At 43.1% G+C, this 21085-nt stretch carries 20 protein-coding genes; 16 read left to right on the forward strand and 4 right to left on the reverse strand.

What is annotated here, in order from left to right:
• Positions 1–862: 862 nt before the first annotated feature.
• The gene (locus EPH95_RS18955; protein WP_160141791.1) at positions 863–1117 is read right to left on the reverse strand and encodes a hypothetical protein; all 255 of its coding nucleotides are present in this window, start codon (positions 1115–1117) and stop codon (positions 863–865) included.
• Positions 1118–1478: 361 nt separating this feature from the next.
• Here EPH95_RS18955 and EPH95_RS14840 point away from each other — a divergent pair, with 361 nt between their 5' ends.
• Positions 1479–1697 carry a superinfection immunity protein gene (locus EPH95_RS14840; protein WP_142090815.1) on the forward strand — a complete coding sequence of 73 codons (219 nt, stop codon included), beginning with the start codon at positions 1479–1481 and terminating at the stop codon, positions 1695–1697.
• Positions 1698–1902: 205 nt separating this feature from the next.
• Here EPH95_RS14840 and htpG read toward each other — a convergent pair whose 3' ends face one another.
• Together htpG and EPH95_RS14850 are read right to left on the reverse strand one after the other, a co-directional pair.
• Positions 1903–3777 (reverse strand): molecular chaperone HtpG, encoded by a 1875-nt coding sequence (gene htpG, locus EPH95_RS14845; RefSeq protein ID WP_142090816.1) that lies wholly within the window; start codon positions 3775–3777, stop codon positions 1903–1905.
• Positions 3778–3896: 119 nt separating this feature from the next.
• The gene (locus tag EPH95_RS14850; protein ID WP_142090817.1) at positions 3897–4733 is read right to left on the reverse strand and encodes a MurR/RpiR family transcriptional regulator; all 837 of its coding nucleotides are present in this window, start codon (positions 4731–4733) and stop codon (positions 3897–3899) included.
• 178 nt (positions 4734–4911) lie between these two features.
• Here EPH95_RS14850 and EPH95_RS14855 point away from each other — a divergent pair, with 178 nt between their 5' ends.
• The 10 genes from EPH95_RS14855 (at position 4912) to EPH95_RS19540 (ending at position 15435) form a co-directional block, all read left to right on the forward strand.
• Positions 4912–5781: an N-acetylneuraminate lyase gene (locus EPH95_RS14855; protein ID WP_142090818.1), complete on the forward strand. Its 870-nt coding sequence runs from the start codon at positions 4912–4914 to the stop codon at positions 5779–5781.
• Positions 5782–5804: 23 nt separating this feature from the next.
• Entirely contained in the window at positions 5805–6473 is a 669-nt protein-coding gene (locus tag EPH95_RS14860; protein WP_142090819.1) for an N-acetylmannosamine-6-phosphate 2-epimerase, read from the forward strand.
• A gap of 5 nt (positions 6474–6478) precedes the next feature.
• Positions 6479–7531 carry a DctP family TRAP transporter solute-binding subunit gene (locus EPH95_RS14865; protein WP_142090820.1) on the forward strand — a complete coding sequence of 351 codons (1053 nt, stop codon included), beginning with the start codon at positions 6479–6481 and terminating at the stop codon, positions 7529–7531.
• Positions 7532–7630: 99 nt separating this feature from the next.
• Complete coding sequence (locus EPH95_RS14870; RefSeq protein WP_142090821.1) at positions 7631–8107, forward strand: TRAP transporter small permease; 477 nt, start codon at positions 7631–7633, stop codon at positions 8105–8107.
• Positions 8107–9384 carry a TRAP transporter large permease gene (locus EPH95_RS14875; RefSeq protein ID WP_142090822.1) on the forward strand — a complete coding sequence of 426 codons (1278 nt, stop codon included), beginning with the start codon at positions 8107–8109 and terminating at the stop codon, positions 9382–9384. The genes EPH95_RS14870 and EPH95_RS14875 overlap by 1 nt, the downstream gene beginning before the upstream one ends.
• A gap of 22 nt (positions 9385–9406) precedes the next feature.
• Entirely contained in the window at positions 9407–10321 is a 915-nt protein-coding gene (locus EPH95_RS14880; protein ID WP_142090823.1) for an ROK family protein, read from the forward strand.
• 25 nt (positions 10322–10346) lie between these two features.
• Positions 10347–11678 (forward strand): sialidase family protein, encoded by a 1332-nt coding sequence (locus EPH95_RS14885; protein ID WP_160141793.1) that lies wholly within the window; start codon positions 10347–10349, stop codon positions 11676–11678.
• A complete protein-coding gene (locus EPH95_RS14890; RefSeq protein WP_142090825.1) occupies positions 11629–12093 on the forward strand; it encodes an FIMAH domain-containing protein in 465 nt (154 codons plus the stop codon). The genes EPH95_RS14885 and EPH95_RS14890 overlap by 50 nt, the downstream gene beginning before the upstream one ends.
• A 146-nt stretch (positions 12094–12239) precedes the next feature.
• Complete coding sequence (locus EPH95_RS14895; protein WP_142090826.1) at positions 12240–14261, forward strand: SNF2 helicase associated domain-containing protein; 2022 nt, start codon at positions 12240–12242, stop codon at positions 14259–14261.
• A gap of 7 nt (positions 14262–14268) precedes the next feature.
• Positions 14269–15435, forward strand: coding sequence for a DEAD/DEAH box helicase (locus EPH95_RS19540; protein WP_142090827.1), 1167 nt, complete (start codon positions 14269–14271; stop codon positions 15433–15435).
• 366 nt (positions 15436–15801) lie between these two features.
• On the opposite strand, the gene EPH95_RS14905 is transcribed toward EPH95_RS19540, so the two are convergent.
• The gene (locus EPH95_RS14905) at positions 15802–17142 is read right to left on the reverse strand and encodes an MATE family efflux transporter (protein ID WP_193556980.1); all 1341 of its coding nucleotides are present in this window, start codon (positions 17140–17142) and stop codon (positions 15802–15804) included.
• Between the two features lie 143 nt (positions 17143–17285).
• On the opposite strand from EPH95_RS14905, the gene EPH95_RS14910 reads away from it, so the two are divergent.
• The 5 genes from EPH95_RS14910 to EPH95_RS14930 all read left to right on the forward strand — a co-directional run bounded on the left by EPH95_RS14910 (position 17286) and on the right by EPH95_RS14930 (position 20879).
• Complete coding sequence (locus tag EPH95_RS14910; RefSeq protein WP_142090829.1) at positions 17286–18155, forward strand: AraC family transcriptional regulator; 870 nt, start codon at positions 17286–17288, stop codon at positions 18153–18155.
• Between the two features lie 528 nt (positions 18156–18683).
• On the forward strand, positions 18684–19223 hold the full coding sequence (locus EPH95_RS14915; protein ID WP_142090830.1) for a hypothetical protein: 540 nt from the start codon (positions 18684–18686) through the stop codon (positions 19221–19223).
• 317 nt (positions 19224–19540) lie between these two features.
• A complete protein-coding gene (locus EPH95_RS14920) occupies positions 19541–19735 on the forward strand; it encodes a topoisomerase C-terminal repeat-containing protein (RefSeq protein WP_142090831.1) in 195 nt (64 codons plus the stop codon).
• A gap of 235 nt (positions 19736–19970) precedes the next feature.
• The gene (locus EPH95_RS14925) at positions 19971–20636 is read left to right on the forward strand and encodes a hypothetical protein (protein WP_142090832.1); all 666 of its coding nucleotides are present in this window, start codon (positions 19971–19973) and stop codon (positions 20634–20636) included.
• Between the two features lie 27 nt (positions 20637–20663).
• Positions 20664–20879 (forward strand): hypothetical protein, encoded by a 216-nt coding sequence (locus EPH95_RS14930; protein WP_142090833.1) that lies wholly within the window; start codon positions 20664–20666, stop codon positions 20877–20879.
• Positions 20880–21085 lie beyond the last annotated feature (206 nt).

Raw genomic sequence — 21085 nt, forward strand, 5'->3', positions numbered from 1 at the left:
TATTCACCGGCATACATGGACATTGCCCTTAGTCTGAAAAATAGCGACAAAAAAGGAAGTCGATCAAGCTAAACTATGATAGAATAGAAGAACAATAGAACAAAATTCTCAGGGGTAGCGTTCACCTCGTTAACCTTCGTGTCTGTGGCCGTTCGTTGCTAACGGACAGAGGGGAGGTGATCCTCTATTACTGTTTTTGAAGCCTTGATGCTTTGTGTAGCTGTGTCTACACTTGTGTATTATGTAGCGTCAGATGCTAACAAAAAACGAAAGTAGCTACCCCTGAGATCCCAACCTCTGGGTAACTACTTCATGCTAAAAGCGTGAACGCTTATCCCTGAAGGATACGTTCTGTTGTAATGAAAGACCGTCGGTGTTAGCAGCACCTTCGGTCTTTTTTAGCCTATGTGTTTCTTATTTACAGTATACATAAATGTGCTTCTGATGGCAAGTTAGTGGCTTTGGATTTTCGGTATTTCCCTTCCGCCGCTATTTCAACTCAATCCCATATCCGGTTGTTTGCTGAATCGCTTCTTCGACTAGCTTTGCTTCTTCCGGTCCGGATCGGGTTTTTCTTCAGCTCCCATAACGAGGGGATACGTGTGACCGCTTCTTTTATAATTTCATTTTGTGTTGGGTTTTCTGCATATGTGACGGGGAAACCGGGCGATATGAAAGTTCCTCCAGATCGATTTCATGCCGTTTGGCCACTTCCGGTGAAATGAAGTGAACTTCCAAAACGATGTCGTTGCCCTGTCCTTTGAAGCTGATTTTATATAATGAAACATCGCAATCCTCTGTTCATTGTATTGTTTCTTCTCTGGCTTCATTATTTTCCATTTGCACGCTGCGATCCGTGACATCAAAGCGTTTTTTTGGTTGAGAGTGATTGGCTGTAGTTGAATTGCGATCGCTTTGACATTGTTATTTTCAGGGATGGTTGCTCGAACGTTTTTTCTGGAAAATGGATGGAGAAACTTTCGGGCACAGTTTCCCAGCCTGTTTTGTCGTTGATCGATGTTGTCATTTGCTGTTTTTGTTCATCGGTGTAAGCATCGGGGAAAGCAAAGGAAAGTGGCAGTTTTTCTCCTGATTGATCGGCCCAGCGGGTCGTCATGGCTTAAGAATTTGATAGATTCGATGATGACATAGATGCGGCTCCTTTCGATGTAAATCAATCCTACCTTTGGACACCTTCCTCGTTTTGGGGCGTAATTGTGTCCGAGCTAACCTTGCCTTCGGACAATTTATACTGTCTGAATCACAACACTGTCCAAGCTCTGTATGTATTCGGACAGTATCCCAGTATTTCCGCTTAACATTGTCCGAACCGGGGCTCTATCTATCATAAAAGTATGAGGATTTATAAATGTCACAAAACGTACTCACTAAAGTCACAAAATATCCATTAAAAATTGCTGACTTTTGAACTATACTTAAATTAGATACTAACATTTCATAAAAAGGGTGGGATCATTGTGATAGAAAGCTTGGCAGTAGAAATGATGAATATCACTGGTCCGTTTCTTTTGGTCGCATTCCTTCTGTTGATGGTTGTCATTTATATGCTCCCTACAATTGTCACTTTTGCAAGAGGTTTAGAAAGAAAGAGTTCGATCGCGGCTCTTAATTTACTCACTGGATGGACGCTTGCAGGGTGGATTGTATCCTTTGTTTGGGCGGTAAAAGAAGAGTGAATGAACAATGCTGATGTTTAAAAATGGAGCGGCATGATTTAAAGCCTGCTCCATTTTTGTTTTGGTAGCTGATTTCAAGGCAGTTAGAATAATAGACTTCATCAATAAAAAACCGTTCCTGAAAAGGAAGTCACCGTGTTGAAAAAATCGAAATCGTTACACGAAAAACCCCCGGGAGCTCGCGCTCACCCGGGGTGGTAATTCCTCACACCATCACCTTGCACATATCATTCGTGAACTCTACCGGATCCTCTACCGGCAGGCCTTCAATGAGCAGTGCCTGGTTGTACAGCAGGGTGGTGTACAGTTTCAATTTTTCTTGGTCGTTGTCGTAGGCGTCTTGCAAGGCTTTGAAAACATCATGGTTAACATTGATCTCCAAGACTTTGTCGGCGCTGATTCCTTGGTTGTTCGGCATGCTTTGCAGAACTTTTTCCATCTCGATGGATATTTCACCGTCCGACGACAAGACGACGGGGTGGGATTTCAGTCTTTTTGACGCTTTGACGTCTGTCACCTTGTCGGAGATTGCTTCCTTCATGGCGGCGAATACTTCTTTGTTTTCTTGTTCCTCTTCTTCCGCATTGTCGTCATCGCTTTCAATATCAAGGTCGCTGCTGGAGACGGACTTGAACTCTTTTTCCTTATAGTTCATGAGCATTTTGATCGCAAACTCATCGACTTCTTCGGTGAAATATAGGATTTCGTATCCTTTGTCCGCGACCAATTCGGTTTGCGGAAGTTTGTCGATTTTGTCATAGCTGTCGCCACTCGCGTAGTAGATGTACGTTTGATCTTCAGGCATTCGGGATACATATTCGTCCAACGTAACCAGTTTCTTTTCGGTGGAAGAATAGAACATCAATAAATCTTGCAGATCTTCTTTATTCATGCCGAAATCATTGTAAACGCCGAATTTGAGCTGTCTGCCAAACGCTTTGTAAAACTTCTCATAGGATTCACGGTCGTTTTTGGCCATCGTTTGCAGGTTGCTTTTGATTTTGTTTTTAATGTTCTTGGCGATCGTTTTTAGTTGGCGGTCGTGTTGCAGCATTTCCCTGGAAATATTTAAGGACAAGTCTTCGGAGTCGACCATCCCTTTTACAAAGCCGAAATAATCAGGGAGCAAGTCCGCGCTCTTGTCCATGATGAGCACGCCGCTGGAGTACAGTTCCAGGCCTTTTTCAAAATCGGCGGTGTAATAGTCGGGTGGTGCACTCTCCGGTATAAAAAGAATAGCGTCGTAACGGATCGAACCGTCCACGTTAATATGAATGTGTTTTAATGGTTTGTCGAAGCCGTACCGTTTTTCGGCATAAAAATTCTCGTAATCTTCATCCGTTAGTTCATTTTTATTCATTTTCCATATCGGCACCATGCTGTTGACCGTCTGTTCTTCCTGGTACTCTTCGTATTCATCTTCTTCGTCTTCTTTTGGCTGTTGCACGGTGACGTCCATCTTGATCGGGTAGCGAATGAAATCGGAGTATTTTTTAATCACCGTTTTTAATCCCTGTTCTTCAAGGAAATCATCATAATTTTCTTCTTCGCCATTCTCTTTGATTTTCAAAATAATGTCAGTACCGACCGTTTCTTTTTCATGAGGTTCGATCGAGTAGCCGTCCGTGCCTTCCGATTCCCATTTGTACGCTTCATCGCCGTCCAAGGATTTGCTGATGACTGTGACTTGATCCGCGACCATAAAAGAAGAATAGAAGCCAACGCCAAATTGGCCGATGATGTCATGCCCATCTTCCAACTCGGTTTCATTTTTAAACGCGAGTGAGCCGCTTTTCGCGATGATGCCAAGGTTGTCTTCCATTTCATCTTTCGTCATGCCAATGCCTGTGTCGGTAATTTGCAATGTGCGGTTTTCTTTGTCAGGCGTCACCTTTATGTAGTATTGGTCTTTGTCAAAGGTCAAACTATCATCGGTTAACGCTCGGTAATAAATTTTGTCGATGGCATCACTCGCGTTAGACATCAATTCTCGTAGAAAAACCTCTTTATGCGAATAAATGGAGTTAATCATCAGCTCCAACAATCGTTTCGATTCAGCTTTAAAGGCTGTTTTCGCCATGGTGTATGCTCCTTTCCATTTCAGTTAGCACTCTCGAATGCCGAGTGCTAATCTTATTATTTCGCATAAGCAAATGATTGTCAATAGAGGGGGAGGGCACGCGTCGAAGGCGATGGCTATCAATACAATTTGCTGGAGATCGATTTGGCGATCATTTCTTTATTTTGCTGAGCGTGTTCATATTGTGTCATCGCGATCCCTGTGCAGAGCAAATCGATCACGAAAAGTTGAGACACTTTGGAGACGAGCGATCCACTGTCTAAAGGGTTTTCTTTTGCAGACGTAAGCAGAATAAGATCGGAATATTTGGATAAAGGGGATTTCACATAATTGGTGATGGCAATTACAGTAGCCTGATTTTTCTTAGCTTCTTGAACGGCGTCAACAATGTCTTTTGTACTACCGGTCAAACTAATGGCGATGACCACTGTTTTATCCGTAACAGAAACAGAACGGATGACTTGGTTATGTGGATCGGTCACCACTTCAATGTTTTTTCCTATTCGCATGAGGCGGTTTTTCATATCAAGTCCGGCGATCCCCGAGGAAGAAATCCCGTACACAATCACTTCATCGGCGTTGCTAATTTTGTCGATGCCTTGTTGCAAGGTGTCAGCATCAAGCAATTCATGGGTATCGGCAATGACCTGTGTCATATTGCTTTTTATTTTGTCAATATACGTTTCATTATTGTTCGTTTTTTGTTGAGAGGATAGTTCTTGGGCTAGCGAAAATTTAAAGTCTTGATAACCTTTAAAACCCAGTTTGCGGCAAAATCTTAATACTGTGGCTTCACCAAGATTACATGCAATAGAAATCTCCGTTAAAGATTGATACAACACTTCCTCGAAACGTTCCAAGACATATTGATGCAATTTATGCTCGGATTTTGTGAAGGTGTTTTTGTTTTGCTCCATTAGGATTGTTAATTTTAGCTGCTCCCCGTGGTTATTCATGCACTAATCACCTCTAGGAATAGTTATGGTTAAAATCTTACCCTATTGAACATATACTGTACACATTTTTGGAGTAAATCTCCATAATTAAAAAAATAATTGACATTATATTGTCATATTGGTAAGGTGTATGCAACAAGAAAATGGCACCGCTTTCATAAAAGGATGGAGGATGAACATGAAAGGAATAATTACAGCACTCATCACCCCTTTTCACGAAGATGGAACAATCAATGAAAAAGGGTTAAAAGAAATTGTCCGTTATAACATCGACACCATGAAAGTGAACGGGTTGTATGTAGGAGGCTCTACGAGCGAAAGTTTTCTGATGGATGAAAAACAAAAGCAGCAGCTATTCGCCCTTGTAAAAAAAGAAGCCGGGGAAACTGTTCCATTGATTGCCCAAATCGGGTCGTTGCATGTGGAAGAAGCCGTCCGTCTTGGAAATGAGGCGAAACAATTAGGGTATGATGCCCTATCCGCGATCACACCCTACTACTATAAATTTAGTTTTCAAGAAATTAAAGCCTATTATCAAAGGCTAACCGAAGAAACGAATCACCCAATGATCATTTATTCTAATCCGGCGTTTACGGGTGCGCAATTTTCGGTTGATGATTACGGGGAACTGCTGGCGTTTCCGAATGTTATTGGAGTTAAATATACAGATACCGATCTTGCAAAACTCGCGAAGCTCAAACAAATGCACCCGGATAAAATATTTTTCAGTGGTGCCGATGAAATGTTGTTTCCATTTGCTGTCTCCGGTGCAGACGGTGCGATTGGCAGTACTTACAACCTGATTGGCAAAGAGGCGATACAACTTTATGAAGCGATCCAAGCGTCTGATTTGAAAACAGCAAGGGACGTACAATCACAAATGAACCAAGTCATCGATTATTTGCTGGATGTTGGTGTTTATCAAGGGATTAAACATGTATTTAAACAGAAAGGCTTGGATGCAGGTTTTATGAAATTTCCGTTTCGCGAGTTGACCGAGGAGGAGAAAAAGAACGTCGAAAAAATTCTTGGAATCATTGAAAAATAGACTCACGTGGGAGATAGAAGAACATGACTAATTCATTAATTATTTCTTGTCAAGCACTGCAAGAGGAACCTCTCCATAGTCCATTTATCATGTCGAAAATGGCTTTGGCAGCCGATCTCGGCGGAGCATGCGGGATTCGGGCCAACAGTGTGGCTGATATCAAAGCCATTAAGCAAGAAGTTGACCTTCCTATTATTGGAATTATTAAAGAGGATTACAAAGACAGCGAGGTTGTCATCACACCAACGTTAAAGGAGGTGAAAGCCTTATATAACGAAGGTGTCGATGTTATTGCATTCGATGCCACCGATAGGGTGCGCCCCGGGGACCTTAAGTTTGACGCTTTTGTATCAGCGGTCAAAGAACGCTTTCCCGATCAAAAGTTGATGGCGGATATCTCCACTGTTGCAGAGGCTGTTCACGCTGAAAAATGCGGTGTAGATATGGTTGCAACAACGTTAGTGGGATATACGGAATACTCTAAAGGAGAAAGTCCGTTGGAGGTGTTAAAAGAAACCATCCGACAGACGGCAATACCGGTGATTGCTGAAGGCAATATTGACACACCTGAAAAGGCGAAACACGCGCTGGAACTTGGGGCGAGATCTGTTGTTGTCGGCAGTGCGGTGACACGGCCGAAATGGATTACGGAAAAATTTGTGGACAAAATGGATGAATATCAGAGGGGGTAACTGTAATGAAGAAAAGCTATGTTTTTTCGTTTGCTCTCATGTCCGGGTTGTTGTTAGCGGCTTGTGGGAATGGTGACGCGGGAGATGAAGAGGCTACTGCGGACCAAAACGGAGAGAATGGCAACGGTGAAGATGGAGAAGCGTATGAACTTCAATTCGGGATGCAACCCGGTACGCAGTCCAATGAATATGAAGCCGCAGAATATTTGGCTGATTATGTAGAAGAAGAAAGTGATGGACAGATGACGATCACTCTGTACCCGGATGCTCAGCTTGGAGATGATTTGTCCATGCTCGGGCAATTGCAGGATGGTTCTCTCGATATCACGTTTGCGGAAATTGGACGTTTTGGCGAATGGGTACCACGTGCCGAACTATTAATGGTGCCTTACGTCATTGAAGATTTCGATCATATTGAACGTGTCATTTATGATACGGAATATGGGGATGAGCTGCGTCAAGAGTTGGTTGACGAGCATAGCTTCCGCGTGATGGACACCGGCTACAACGGTACAAGACAGACATCAACCAATACGGAGATCAACGAACTTGCCGACATGGAAGGGTTAAGTATACGAACGCCTGAAGCGCAAACGTTGTTGGATTACGCAGAGTATACAGGCGCCAACCCGACGCCTATGAACTTTGATGAAGTTTATCTTGCTTTGCAGACGAACCAAGTGGATGGTCAGGAAAATCCGCTTTCGGCGATTGAAGCACAGAGTTTTTATGAGGTTCAAGATTACATCGCGATGACGAACCATGTTGTGAACGATAATACCTATGTCGTAAGCGATGTGACTTGGCTGGAGTTGCCCGAAGATCTTCAGCAAATTTTAAGTGATGGCATCACAGAGGCCACTGAACATCACACAGAATTGTTTGTCACTGAAGAAGAGGAATTGCTTGAATTCTTTGAAGAGGAAGGTGTAACCATCACCGAACCGGATTTGGAGGAGTTTGAAGAAGCTGTATCCGAAGTTTATCCCGAGTACTTGGATAAAATTGGCGAAGGCGCTGAAGAGTATATGGATATTATAGATGAAGCGCGGGAGTAATCGATCTGCCATTAAAAGTTGAAATCGGGGAAACTCATTTCCCCGATTTCCAACGACTGTCTGTTGATTTCTAAAAACGTAAAATGCAGGTGGGTCATTATGCTAAAAAAAATCTATGACAACTTTGAGGAAATGGTTGGAAGTGTCTTGTTTGTTGGCATGTTCCTTGTATTGGTAGCGCAAACATCGGCACGGCAAGGACTTGGGACGCCTTTGATGTGGTCTGAAGAATTAAGCAAGTTGTTGTTTATCTATGTGGGTTATTTGGGAGTTGTCGCTTGTATTAAAGAAGATAGTCACGTGTCCATTGATGTATTGGTTAAGAAGCTTCCCGCTAAGGCTCAAAAATGGGTATATACCTTTAACCAGCTGTTAATTCTCGCTGCTCTTGTGCTTATTTTTATTATTAGTATCCCGATTGTTCAAAATCAAGCGCATCTGAATATCGTTACGTTACAAATTTCGTATGTGTATATGTATATTGCTCTACCCATTCTCACGTTATTGATGATTTACCGTCTCCTTGAACGAGTGGTTAAAGAATGGCGGAAAGAGAAGACGAGGGAGGTAGAGTAATGGAGATCGCTATTATTTTTTTCATTTGGATCATTTTGCTGTTCCTGAGTGTTCCGGTGGGTTTTTCTTTGATTATCGCGGGGCTTTTGTATTTCATCATCGGTGATTGGAATCTTGTATATTCTTCCGGAGCTCAGTTAATCGATGGCATCGATAACTTTACTTTATTGGCGATTCCGTTCTTCATATTCACGGGAATGTTGATGAATTCTTCCGGAATCACTGATCGCATTTTTGATTTTGCCTTATCGCTTGTTGGGCACATCAACGGGGGAATGGGACACGTGAACGTCACAGCAAGCTTAATGTTTTCCGGGATGTCGGGTTCCTCCCTTGCGGATGCCGGAGGGTTAGGGCAGCTGGAAATCAGAACAATGCGCAGAGCCGGTTATGACGACGACTATAATGGTGGATTGACGGCCGCTTCTGCTATCTTGAGCGGGATTATTCCGCCAAGTCTTAATATGATCATTTACGCGGCGATCGCGAACGTATCCGTCGCTTCCATGTTTATTGCCGGCCTCGTTCCAGGCCTTCTCGTGGCATTATCATTATATGTGGCCGCCTATTTATTGGCTAAAAGACGAGGGTACACGGTGTTCGAAAGAGCTACTCTAAAAGCGATCGGCAAAGACTTTTTGAGAGCATTTTGGGCATCGTTGACGCCTATCATTATTATCGGCGGGATATTTTCCGGCTATTTCACCCCGACGGAAGCGGCTGTAGTCAGCTCTGCTTATGCGTTATTCTTGGGTTTTGTTGTCTATCGAGAACTCAACTTAAAAAAGTTGTACGTGACCATTGCAGATTCCATGAAGCTTACCGGGGTCGTTGTATTAATGCTTGCGGCTGTAGAGTTTTTTGGACAGTTCATAGCGAGAGAGCAAGTGCCTATCCTAGTAGCCGATTTTTTCCTTGGTGCGACGGAAAATCCTATCGTGCTACTACTATTAATCGCTCTGTTGTTGCTTATCCTCGGAACGTTTATTGAAGCATTGGCCCTGCTTGTGCTTGTTGTTCCCGTTCTCATCCCGGTAGTCACAAGCGTAGGGATCGATCCCATCTTTTTTGGCGTGTTCGTGATTCTGTGTTTGATGATTGGTATTTTAACTCCGCCGATGGGGATGGCATTATTTGTCGTATCTCGTGTTGGGGATATTCCGGTCGGTACGATGTATAGAGGGGTGCTACCGTTTTTGCTTCCACTTTTCGTCGTATTGATTATTTTAATCTTTGTTCCGGAAATTTCTATTTTCTTGGTAGACATACTGAATTAAACAGTGGAATGGAGGGACAAAAGTGATTTTCGGTGCTTTTGACATAGGCGGTACGAGTATAAAATATGGAATTTTGGATGAACAAGGGAAACTTGTATATCAATCACAAACCGCAACATCCGCGAGTGAAGGAGGGAAAAGGGTCCTTGCGCAGGTGAAGGAAATTGCCCAAAGCTTGCAGGTTGACTACGCGTTGGAGGGGATCGCGGTTAGCACAGCCGGACAAGTAAATAACCTCGAAGGAACTATTGTACATGCCACGGAATCTATTCCGGGCTATACCGGTGTAAATGTAAAAAAAGAGCTTGAAGAAGCGCTCCAATTGCCGGTAGCAGTCGAAAATGATGTGAACAGTGCAGCGCTTGGCGAGTATTGGCGAGGGGCTGCACAGGGAATTCGCCATTTTCTGTGCATGACGCTTGGCACCGGGATCGGGGGTGCGATTGTCATGGATGGGAAAGTGTACACGGGGGCGTCTTTTTCTGCAGGGGAATTTGGTCACATGACGCTTTATCCCGATGGAAAAGATTGTCCTTGCGGGGATAAAGGTTGTTATGAAATGTATGCATCCAGCCAATCCCTGGAGCGAAGGGCTAAAGAATACTTTGGGGGAGGTGGTTCATTGCGAGATTTATTTGTGAAAGCCAAGAACGAAAAGGGGACGGCTGAATATGTAATCGACCAATGGATTTCGGGTGTAGCCTTGGGAATCAAAACACTTGTGCACATATTCAACCCACCCTTGATCGTTATTGGAGGAGGTGTTTCTGAACAAGGGGATTACTTATTGAAGAAATTGAGAAAAAGTGTAAATGCACAAATCATGCCTTCCTTTCAACGTACATTACAGCTAAAGATGGCTCAAAACGGGAATGATGCCAATTTGCAAGGCGCGGTTTATCAGCTCATCACGGCTATTAGGGGAGGTATTCCTTAATTTTGCAGAAAAAGGAGGCGATCATTTGTTAAAAAGAATGATCACGGGGATAGTTGGTGTTGGATTGATCTTTAGTGTCGTGCAAGGGGAAAATCAAGCTTTTGCTTCCGAGAGTAAAGGAACAGGAATAGATGCTATGCCTGATGATGCATATGTTTCAGATCCTGAGAGTATTTTTTATCCAGGTTTTATGGACTCACCCAATTTTAGAATCCCTGCCCTCTATTACACGGAAGATGGTACACTTTTGGGAGGGATTGACCGTCGCATAGGAGGTCCGGAAGATTCCCCGAATGAAATTCATGCAGCTGTACGGAGGAGTCTGGATGAAGGGGAGACATGGGAAGATGAAGGGATTTTAATTAACGACTACCCTGATACTGCTTCGAATATCGATTTGGCTTTTACACAAGATGAGTCTAGCGAAAGAATATTTGCACTTAGCACTGCATTTCCAGATGGAGCCGGTCTCATGGGAGGTTTTGGGGCCAATACGAATAAAGGTACTGGTTTTACAACCATCGGTGGTGAAGATTACATGTTTCTTACCGATGAAGATGAAAATGAGTATACCATTCGGGAAGACGGAGAAGTTTATGATGAAGAGGGAGATTTGACAGATTATTCAGTGGACATGAATAGGGATTTGTATGAAAACGGAGAAAAAGTAGACAACATATTTAGTGAAACATCTCCTTTGAAACCTTTTGAAACTTCCTATCTAGAATTATATTACAGTGATGATGAAGGGGAATCATGGACAGGCCCGATCGATTTGAATGACCAAGTCAAAGACGAGTATATGATGTTTTTAGGAGTAGGTCCAGGTAATGGCATTCAATTAAGCGAAGGGCATAACGAGGGAAGGTTAGTGTTCCCAGTCTACTTCATTAATGACAATGAAAGACAAGCAAGCGCGGTTATTTACAGTGACGATAACGGTGAAACGTGGCATCGCGGAGAATCACCTAATGAAGGAAGAGATGTAGGTGATGGAGAGATGATTAATGAAAATGATTTTACAGAACAATCTCATGAACTTACAGAAGCGCAAGTAGTAGAGATGCCCGATGGTCAGTTAAAGCTTTTTAACCGTAATTACTCAGGTTACGCCCAAATCGCGACCAGTTTTGATGGGGGAGAAACTTGGCAGGAAGAAGTAGAGACCGAAGAAGATTTAGTGGCTCCATACAGTCAAATGTCAGCGATTCGTTATGATGGACAAATTGATGGACAAGAAGCGGTGATTTTTTCAAGTGCCAATCATCCCACTGAGCGTATTAATGGTACTGTTAGAGCAGGGCTTATTGAGGAAGACGGCACTTACGATAGACGGGCATACAAAATATTCGTTTGATTGGCAATATGAGCAGCTTGTCAAACCGGGCCAATATGGTTATTCCAGTTTGACCAATTTGCCTGATGGAGAGCTCGGTCTGTTTTATGAAGGAACAGAAAACACTGAAATGGATTTCATGAAATTCAACAGTGAATTTTTGACATGGATACGTGATAGTGAAAATTTGAAGTCGATTGTGGATTATTTTGAAAAAGAGAACGAGATCCCCGAGGATGAGGCTGCCGAGCATTTGAAAACCCACTTAACAGCGGTGAGCCATTATGAAGAACAGGAAGAAACCGAAAAGGTCGTCGAACATTTGAATGGATTTAAAGAGTTGCTTGAACAGCAAAATAATAATGAGATGATTGAGGAAGCGGCGTATAGCGCGCTTATGAAACAGACGGATCATTTGATTGCTGAGTGGAAATAAAATCATTGAAACAAACACCCGCCTTCATTTCCTGCAGGCGGGTTTCTTATTGATGCCGATCACTTCCCCTTGCTCTTGTATTATAGTAGGTTAGAGAGATAAAATGTAGGTAATATTGAGGTTAGTTGAGGAGATGGAATCCCTGCATGTTTAAAATAAACCAAGATGATTTGCATCCGGATTATATTTTTCAAGGTGTGGCAGACCCTCGGACGTATACGCGCGGCGAAATCTATTATTACAATGACCGCGTGGGACCCGTGTATTTTTTTCAAAATGAAAAAATGACGAAAGCAACGGTCCACGGGACGAGAAGCTACCAGTGCCAAATTACATTTCAACCCAACGGGGATTTGGACAGGTTGAGCTGTTCGTGTCCCGCGTTTGATTCCTATACGGGGTTGTGTAAACATCTCGTCGCGTTTTTGTTGGAGCTTGACGAATTAATGTCCACGGAAGAATATGGAGAGAAATATGGGGCACATCAAGGGCACCAAATGATCAATGCTTTTAAAGAGGCGTTTAAACCTGAACCGCCGGCTGACATCATAGAAAAAGAAATGCTCGACATCCGTTATGAATTGGATTGTCAGATCAATCCGTTTTCCGGTATCGTGCAAGGCATTTCAATACGTCTGCGTGCAGGTGTAAGCCGCCCATATGTTGTGAAGAATATTAAACGGTTTATGGAAGACGTGCAACTGGGGCAAGCCCATTTTTTTACGAAAAAATTTAGCTATCAACCGGAGAAGCACCAAATCGCTGAGCATGATCAGCAAGTGTTCGACCTGTTATGGAAAATAACGAAGAGCGACCCTTCCGGTTATTCGAAGTTTAGCCAAGAACGTGAGCTCGATATCCCCGATTTAATGGTTCCGGATCTGTTCGAGTTGCTGGAAGGCGAAAACGTTCATATTAAATTAGACCAAACGACGGAATCCGTTATGGTGGACTCTTTCCATCCCGACGCACGTCTTGAATTCTTGTTGCAAAAAAGTTCGGAAGAAGAAGCGGTCGAGTTATTTTTAAAGGAAGGGAATACTCTGTTTTTCTCAAAGGATCATCGGCTTGTGCGAAATGGAGATATCCTATACCGATTGACTCCGGAGCAAGCAGCGATTATTCAAAAGCTGTTAAACACGATGGATATGCAGGGAGCAGTTACCCGTTTTTCCTATGAGGACATGGAACCTTTTTGTTCCTATGTGCTGCCGAAGCTAAGAGAAGTTGCAGCTGTTGAAATGGATGAAGCATTAACGGATGTGATCCGGCAGTACCCGTTGAAAGCGAAAATGAAAATTGACTATAGCGAAGACGTGCTTAGCGCGCTTGTGACTTTTCAATATGGGGACATAGAAATCAACCCGTACGGGGAGCAAGCGAACGATAAGGATATGCACGCGATCATTGTACGCGATGTGGAAACAGAGGCAACGATTGAATCGCAGCTTGGCCGAATCCCGTTCACCCAAACGGACGGAAAGCTCACGCTCGATGATGAAGAGGAAATGGCCGTGTTTCTTTTCGAGAAACTGCCCTTTTTGCAGGAATATATTGATATTTACACGACGTCGAAAGTTAGGCAAATGATCGCTCCCCTCGAGAAAAAACCGAGCGTCTCCCTTGAGGCAAACGAGGAAACAAACTGGCTCGATGTTTCGTTTTCTGTAGAAGGCATTCCATCCGAGGAAGTGGAGCAAGTGTTGGCAGCATTGAAAAAGAATCAAACCTATTATCGCCTTCCGAGTGGAACTTTTCTTCACCTTCAGGGAGAGGAGTTTGGGAATGTAAAAAATGCGGTTGACCATTTTGCTCCTGAAAAAGGAACGTTAAAAGAAGAAATGAAGGTCCCTCTTTATCAGGCACTTTCGCTGGAGGATGAAAAAGCCCAGTCGTTTAAGCTGTCCGCTTCCTTGCGTCAATTAATGAATGATGTGAAAAAGCCGGATTTTGTGGAAGTGGACCCTCCCGAGACGATTAACGCCACGCTCAGGGAATACCAATTAACCGGCTTTCGTTGGCTCAAAACGTTATCGCATTTCGGACTCGGCGGGATACTGGCCGATGATATGGGCCTCGGCAAGACGCTTCAAACCATCACGTATTTGCAAGCGTTGGCAGATGAAAATCCGCATCTACGGGCACTTATCATAACCCCGCGAGTTTGAGTTATAATTGGGAAAAAGAATTCCAGCGTTTTGCCCCTGGAATGGATACGGTGGTTATCGCGGGGCCAAAAGCGGAAAGGCAAAAAAGTTGGAACAAAGCGCAAATGCGCAAGTGCTTATTACGTCTTATCCGCTCATTCAACGAGAGGCGGATATTTATCAGTCCGAGCCCTTTGATGTTCTGATTCTGGATGAGGCCCAGGCGATTAAAAACCAAGCGTCAAAAACGGCGCAAGCCGTACGTTCGTTACAAAAGGCCAGCGCGTTTGCCTTGACGGGAACGCCGATTGAAAATCGTCTCGAAGAGCTTTATTCCATTTTTAACACACTTCTACCGGGTGTTTTAGGGACAAAAAAAGCATTTAAGACCTTGGAAAATGAGGAGATTTCCAAACGCGTACGCCCTTTTATATTACGGCGCATGAAAAAAGATGTCCTGACAGAATTGCCGGAAAAGGATGAGCAGGTTCAATACACGAACCTCACCGATGATCAGAAAAAGCTCTATGTGGCTCAGGTCAATCGGTTGGCTAAGGATGTGGATTCGGCGATCGAGGGAGGTCAATTCCAGGAACAGCGGATGCAAATACTTGCCGGTTTAACGAAGCTGCGCCAAATTTGTTGCCATCCGCAACTTGTGTTGCCGGATGAATCCTATAAGTCCGGGAAGTTCGACCGTCTTTTGGAATATGTGGAGGAAGGAATCGCTTCAGGCAGGCGCATGGTCATTTTTTCTCAGTTCACATCGATGCTTTCCATGATCCGCGCGGCTTTCGATGAACGAGGCTGGTTGTACCATTACTTGGACGGCAAAACGCCGGCAAAGGAAAGGCTCGCGCTTACCGAACGTTTTAATGAAGGCGAACACTCTCTCTTTTTAGTTTCGATGAAAGCCGGAGGCACCGGTTTGAATTTAACCGGCGGTGACACCGTTATTCTTTTTGATACGTGGTGGAACCCGGCAGTGGAACAGCAAGCGGCAGACCGCGTTCACCGTTTCGGGCAAGAGAACAACGTTCAAGTGATCAAATTGATCACGTCCGGAACGATCGAAGAAAAAATGCTGGAGATGCAGGAACAAAAGAAAGCTTTGGTTGAAGAGGTGATCCAACCGGGAGAACAACAACTCAAGAGCTTACGGCCCGAAGATGTAAAAGAATTATTGAGCGTTTAATAGAGCCCCTCGCCGATTTGGCTAGGGGCTTCATTGATGGAGGGTGGAACGGATGTCATGAGGTTTCATGACAACATTTTCGGCGTGGCGCATGCGCCATTGGGCTTCATGAGCCCTCCGCCGTCAACTGTTTTCTTAATTTTTACCAATAAAGGAACAAATATGCAAGACCTCGGACAAACTTGCATGAAATAGAGTCAAGTTTGTCCAAACGTGCGCTTACCTCGGACAAATTTGCATAGCGCAACACGAAAATGTCCGAGCAAGCATGGACTTCGGACAATTTTACAAAAAACCAAACAGAAAGTGTCCGAAGAGAGGCGATAAGTGAACCTCTAGACAACGATCGCGCTCTCAAGACGCTGATCATTCTTCCTTAAACAATTCCTTCTCGCGCCATTTTCCGAATCGATAATACAAATAAGCAGCCAAACTGCCTAGCATAAAACTGACGCCCATGCCAAGCGCGATTCCTGTATCCCCGAATAAACCGGAAAATAAACTGGTGAGTGGATAACGCAACACCCAAAAGGAGATGATGTTAAGCACAAGAACTTGATACATCGCTCCCGAGGCACGTACGATGCCGTTCAAGACAAAATTAATGCCAAGGAATGGATAACAAAGCGCGACGATTTGCAAATACCTCGTGCCAAACTCCACCGCTTCTTCGTCCTGAATAAACATCTGAATGCCGTACTCGGCAAAAATTACAATAAACAGACCGATCCCAATCATGACGGCAAAATTGTACATTACTGCATATTTTGTGATCACGTTCACCCGAGCCCAATTTCCAACGCCTATGTTTTGCCCGGCCATGCTGTTCACCGCCGTTCCGAGCGCCATCGCGGGCAGCATGATCAAGCTGTCCAACCGTTGTGCAGCGCTGAACCCGGCGACGACATCTTCGCCAAACGTCGTGACAACGCTCATAATCGCGGCGACTCCTCCGGAAATCACCGCCATCTGCAACCCCGAAGGGATGCCTAACCGGAGGATTAAACCGACCTCGATTTTTTTAGGTAAGGAAGGCATCGTGAAAGGCGCGAGCCCCCGGCGCAGCACGAAAAATAACCCATACAAAAACGCGCTGCCTTGGGAAAGGATCGTCGCGTAAGCCGCCCCTTCGATGCCCATGTCCAAGCCGGCGATGAGCAGCGGATCCAGTACAATATTTAACAACACCGCGATAAAGACAAACCGGATCGGTGTCTTGCTATCGCCCATGGCACGCAGAGTCGTCGCGATAAAGTTATATCCGAAAAGAAAAATCATCCCGAGAAAATTAATCTGCAAATAAGCGGTGGCGGGCGCCATCATGCCTTCCGGCGTGCCAAGCAAACGCAAAAGTTCTTCGGCGAAAAAAGATCCTGCCACGCCAAGGGATAATGATAATATGGAGAGGACGACGACAAATGCGTTCAGGTACCGCCGGAGCCCTTCGTCGTTGTCCTTTCCTTTTTGCTGGGAAAGGATCGTCAACGATGCGTTGTTTAAACCGATGACAAACGAGAGCATTGTGAAAATAATCGTACTTGAAACCGCGACCGCACCCAACGCCGTCTCTCCCAGTAAATTCCCGACCCATAAGCTATCGGTGAATTGAAAGGACGTTTGCAAAAGGTTCGTGAGCATAATCGGCCATGAGAAGATGATTAGCGGCTTGAGTATATTTCCTTGTGTAAAATCCTGTTGTTGGCTCATGGGTATGAATCCTTTCCCGCGTTCTCTGAAGGTTTATTTTACCATAAGGGAAAGGAGAAGGCAGACCCGACAAACTTGTGCATGGAATGTCGGGATGGAGGAGCGGCCAATCGGTATGCTTAACGTATGGGAGGTCATTCGCTATGAACACTTTGGAGACAATGAACGAAGCGATTCATTATATTGAAAACCATTTGACGGAAACGGTCGATTTCAGTGAGGTAGCGAGAGTTGCTCGCTGTTCCCAGTATCATTTTCAACGGATGTTTTCTTTTCTTGCCGGAGTAACGCTCTCCGAATATATTCGGCGCAGGCGATTGACAATGGCTGCTTTTGAATTGGAAAACAGTGAAACGAAAGTGATTGATGTCGCGTTGAAATATGGCTATCATTCGCCTGACTCATTTGCAAGGGCGTTTCAAAGCCAGCATGGAGTGACACCCACGGAAGCAAAGGGGAAAGGCACCTCGTTAAAAGCCTTCCCGCGAATGGCCTTTCAATTATCCATCGAAGGAGGAAAAGAAATGAACTATCGGATAGAGGAAAAAGCCGCTTTTCAAGTAGTGGGGAAGAAGAAAAAAGTGAACCTGATCTACGAGGGGGTGAACCCTGAAATTGCCGAATTCGTAGAGAGCATAAGCGATAGCACCTTTAACCAAATCGAATCACTCTCTGATCGAGAACCTTCCGGTCTGCTAAGTGTAAGTGCTAATTTCACGGAAGATCGATCAAAAAAAGGGCAATTGGATTATTACTTGGCGGCTGCTACCACGAAGCAAGCACCTGAAAATTTGGATCAGCTGGATGTTTCTGCACTCACATGGGCGGTATTTACAATAGAGGGACCATTCCCGAAAGCCCTTCAGGATGTATGGGGGCGTATTTTTTCGGAATGGTTGCCTTCGTCCGACTATGAACTCGCGGAAGGACCGGAAATCCTTTGGAATGAGGAGGGCGCCAAGGAAGGAAGAACGGCGAAAAGCGAAATATGGATGCCGGTGGCGAAAAAATAAAGAGAGAGGGGAGCCTCTCTTTTTTACGTTCATGCAGGCTTCAGATCAGATGTTGCTCTAAAAGATCAAAATGAAGGTGACATGCTATGGATTCGGGAGGCATTCTTCAATAACTTCCAGCCAAAAAAGGTGATGTATTGGAAAAGAAATTAATTGTAACACGGGCATACGCCTGTACAGTATTTCCCGGATTTAAAAGGTGGTTTATCATGGAAATTATCACATATGCATTGATGGCGGTTCGGCTTTAAAAAAATGTCCTAATCATGAATATGGATAAATTCACATTTTCTTTTGAACCAATTCAAACAGGAATAAAGACATGACGGTCGCAGACGGCTCTTGAACAGGGTCGTCTTTTTTTTATGAGGCAATCAATATAGATTATCAGTGGTGGAAAGCCTTCCTCATTTCCAGATACGTAACAATGAATTAGTACCAATAAATAAATTTAATAAAATATTGATATAGAACTAAAATTATCATAAGATAAAAAATGAAATAGGTACTCAAGGGGGTTGGGTTTCCATGAAAAAGGTGATTAATGGTTCCGTATACAACACGGAGACTGCAAAGTGGATTTGTGAAAGAATATCGGATGAACTCAACCATGAAAAAGGCGCAGGGGTCAAGACCCTGAAACAATTGTACAAGACCAAAAGTGATAAGTTTTTCTTTTACATCAATAATAAATTTCTAACTTATGTCGATGTGAGTAATGACGATTTGAATCCCAAGTTTGAAGAACAGGAAGTGGTAGAGGAAAAAATAGTAGAAGCATCTTACGAATTAGCTCTTCAATTTGCAAGTGAGGCGATCCAGAATTCAAATAGTGATAACGATATCGGAAGGATTTTTCCCGAACTAGCGAAAGAGAAGGATGGGGATACAAAAACCCAAAAGAAATTTTATATATCCATAAAAGCAGATTGGTATTTGGAAATGATGCTAAAGGAAGAAGAAGATACGAACAGCAGTTTTATAGAAAAACTAATTATTGCAGAATATAAAAGGCAATTTAAAAAGGGTGATGTAAATAGAGATCCGTTTCATGAGATGGAAGATTAAGTATCTTGATACGCAAAAAGGCGATTCGTTTCCACCCTAGCAGAGGTTAGCTCCGAGATACGTGAAAAAATAGGACCTTGAAGGGAAATCCTTTAAAATGGATAATCAACATTGATATTTAATAATTCTACGCAGATTTTTTCAGTCGTTAAAAGGGCTTTAAAGCAAATTATATACCTTGTATTGTAATAATTTTACTCTCTATGTCCTGAAATTGTAGGTATCTCGGAGTCCTCCGGCATGGATATGATCAATGAATCAAATCAAAACCAAAAAGAGCCACATTATATAAAATTTTATAGAGGAGAGATGCTAAAGTGAGATACATTGGTAAATGCCCGTTATGTGGGGAAGATATTGTTGATAAAGGGAAAGTGTATGGTTGTACTGCATATGACTATACAGATTGTGGATTTATGATACCTAAAGAAAAGGGAAAGAAAAACATCACGCCCATTATGGCAAAGCAGTTATTAAATGAAGGGAAAACAAACAAGGTCAAGAATTTTTAAATTTTTCCGACAGAAGAAATTGTCGATGGCCATTTAGTTCTTGAAAATGGGTATGTTAGTTTTAATCCAGAGGAATGAGTGGATAAAATAAAGTAAATTTCACTTGATGGGGGATGGCAACGATTCATGATTCATCTGTCCATTTGCTCATTTTACACATATCTCGGACTATCTCCTAGCATTCTTGAGGATGGAAGCTTCACGCCTAAAACTGATAAAGAATAGAGGGTGCGATATGAATAATCCATATGATTCAGGGAAAGTAAGCGGAAAAAGTAAAAAATTACAATTGCCACTTATCGTATTGACTGCGATATTTACTATCATTTTTATTTATGTTGCTGATAGAGGACTAACTTTTCTGTTGAATATTGGTAATGAATCAATTTATACATATAATTATTCGCTCGGCATTTTTGGGCTTATATTAGTTATTCCGGCAGTATTATTAAGCCTAGGGATTATAAAAGGATTAGATAAGAATGGATATTTGAACCCCTTGTTAGCATTCTTAGAAAAGGCGATCCCTAAAATGGCAAAGCTGCTCACAAAGTTGTTCAAAATAACCGTAAAAGCGGTCATTTTTACAGTGAAAGGTATAGCTTTGTTGGTGATGTTGATCGTAAATAGCATAAGTCCTAGTTCTGGTTCTCATGGTAGTCGTGGGTATTTTCCTAGCGGGAGAGCTATTAGTGAAGGTTCAAACAATAAACAAGAATCAAAAAAAGAAGCACAATGGCAGGCGAAACAAAAGCAAAAAGAAGCTGATGTTGCTTGGAAACATGCAAAAGACCAAGCTGAATATAATCCAAATACGATCCATATGGACAAAAGATTATATAGGGCAAACGCAAAACAACGCGAGGCTAATGCAGAGGCGAAGAAATTTCGAAAATTATAATAATTAATAAGGATTTAGGAAGGATTTTTGAATGAAAATCCGGAACAGACGAGTGTTTATGAGTATTTGGAATCACTTGAAGAGTACGGACAATTTGAAGATAACAATGAAATACCAGAACCGGAAACTTATGTGCCAGACCCGTTAATATGGGAAACGACGAATGAGCAAATGTGGTTTAGCGGAGATACGATTTATCAGGAAATTTTTGAAACGACGTTTTCAGGATTAATAATTGGCTAGCCAAGGCAGTTTAATAACTCGTGTTGATGATTCATTTATGGGATTCGAATTAGATCCTCCGGTTACCGATAAAGAAAATGTAACGCTTGAGGAGGGGGATTGAAAAAAAGAAGAGGTAATTTCAAAAACCGCAGTGTCAACAAACTGCGGTTTTGAAAATGTGAGGGCACATCGGAAGCGGGGATTTTCTTGATCAAATTGTGCTT

Origin of the sequence: Salicibibacter halophilus (genome assembly GCF_006740705.1) — a bacterium.
Lineage (GTDB): Bacteria > Bacillota > Bacilli > Bacillales > Marinococcaceae > Salicibibacter > Salicibibacter halophilus.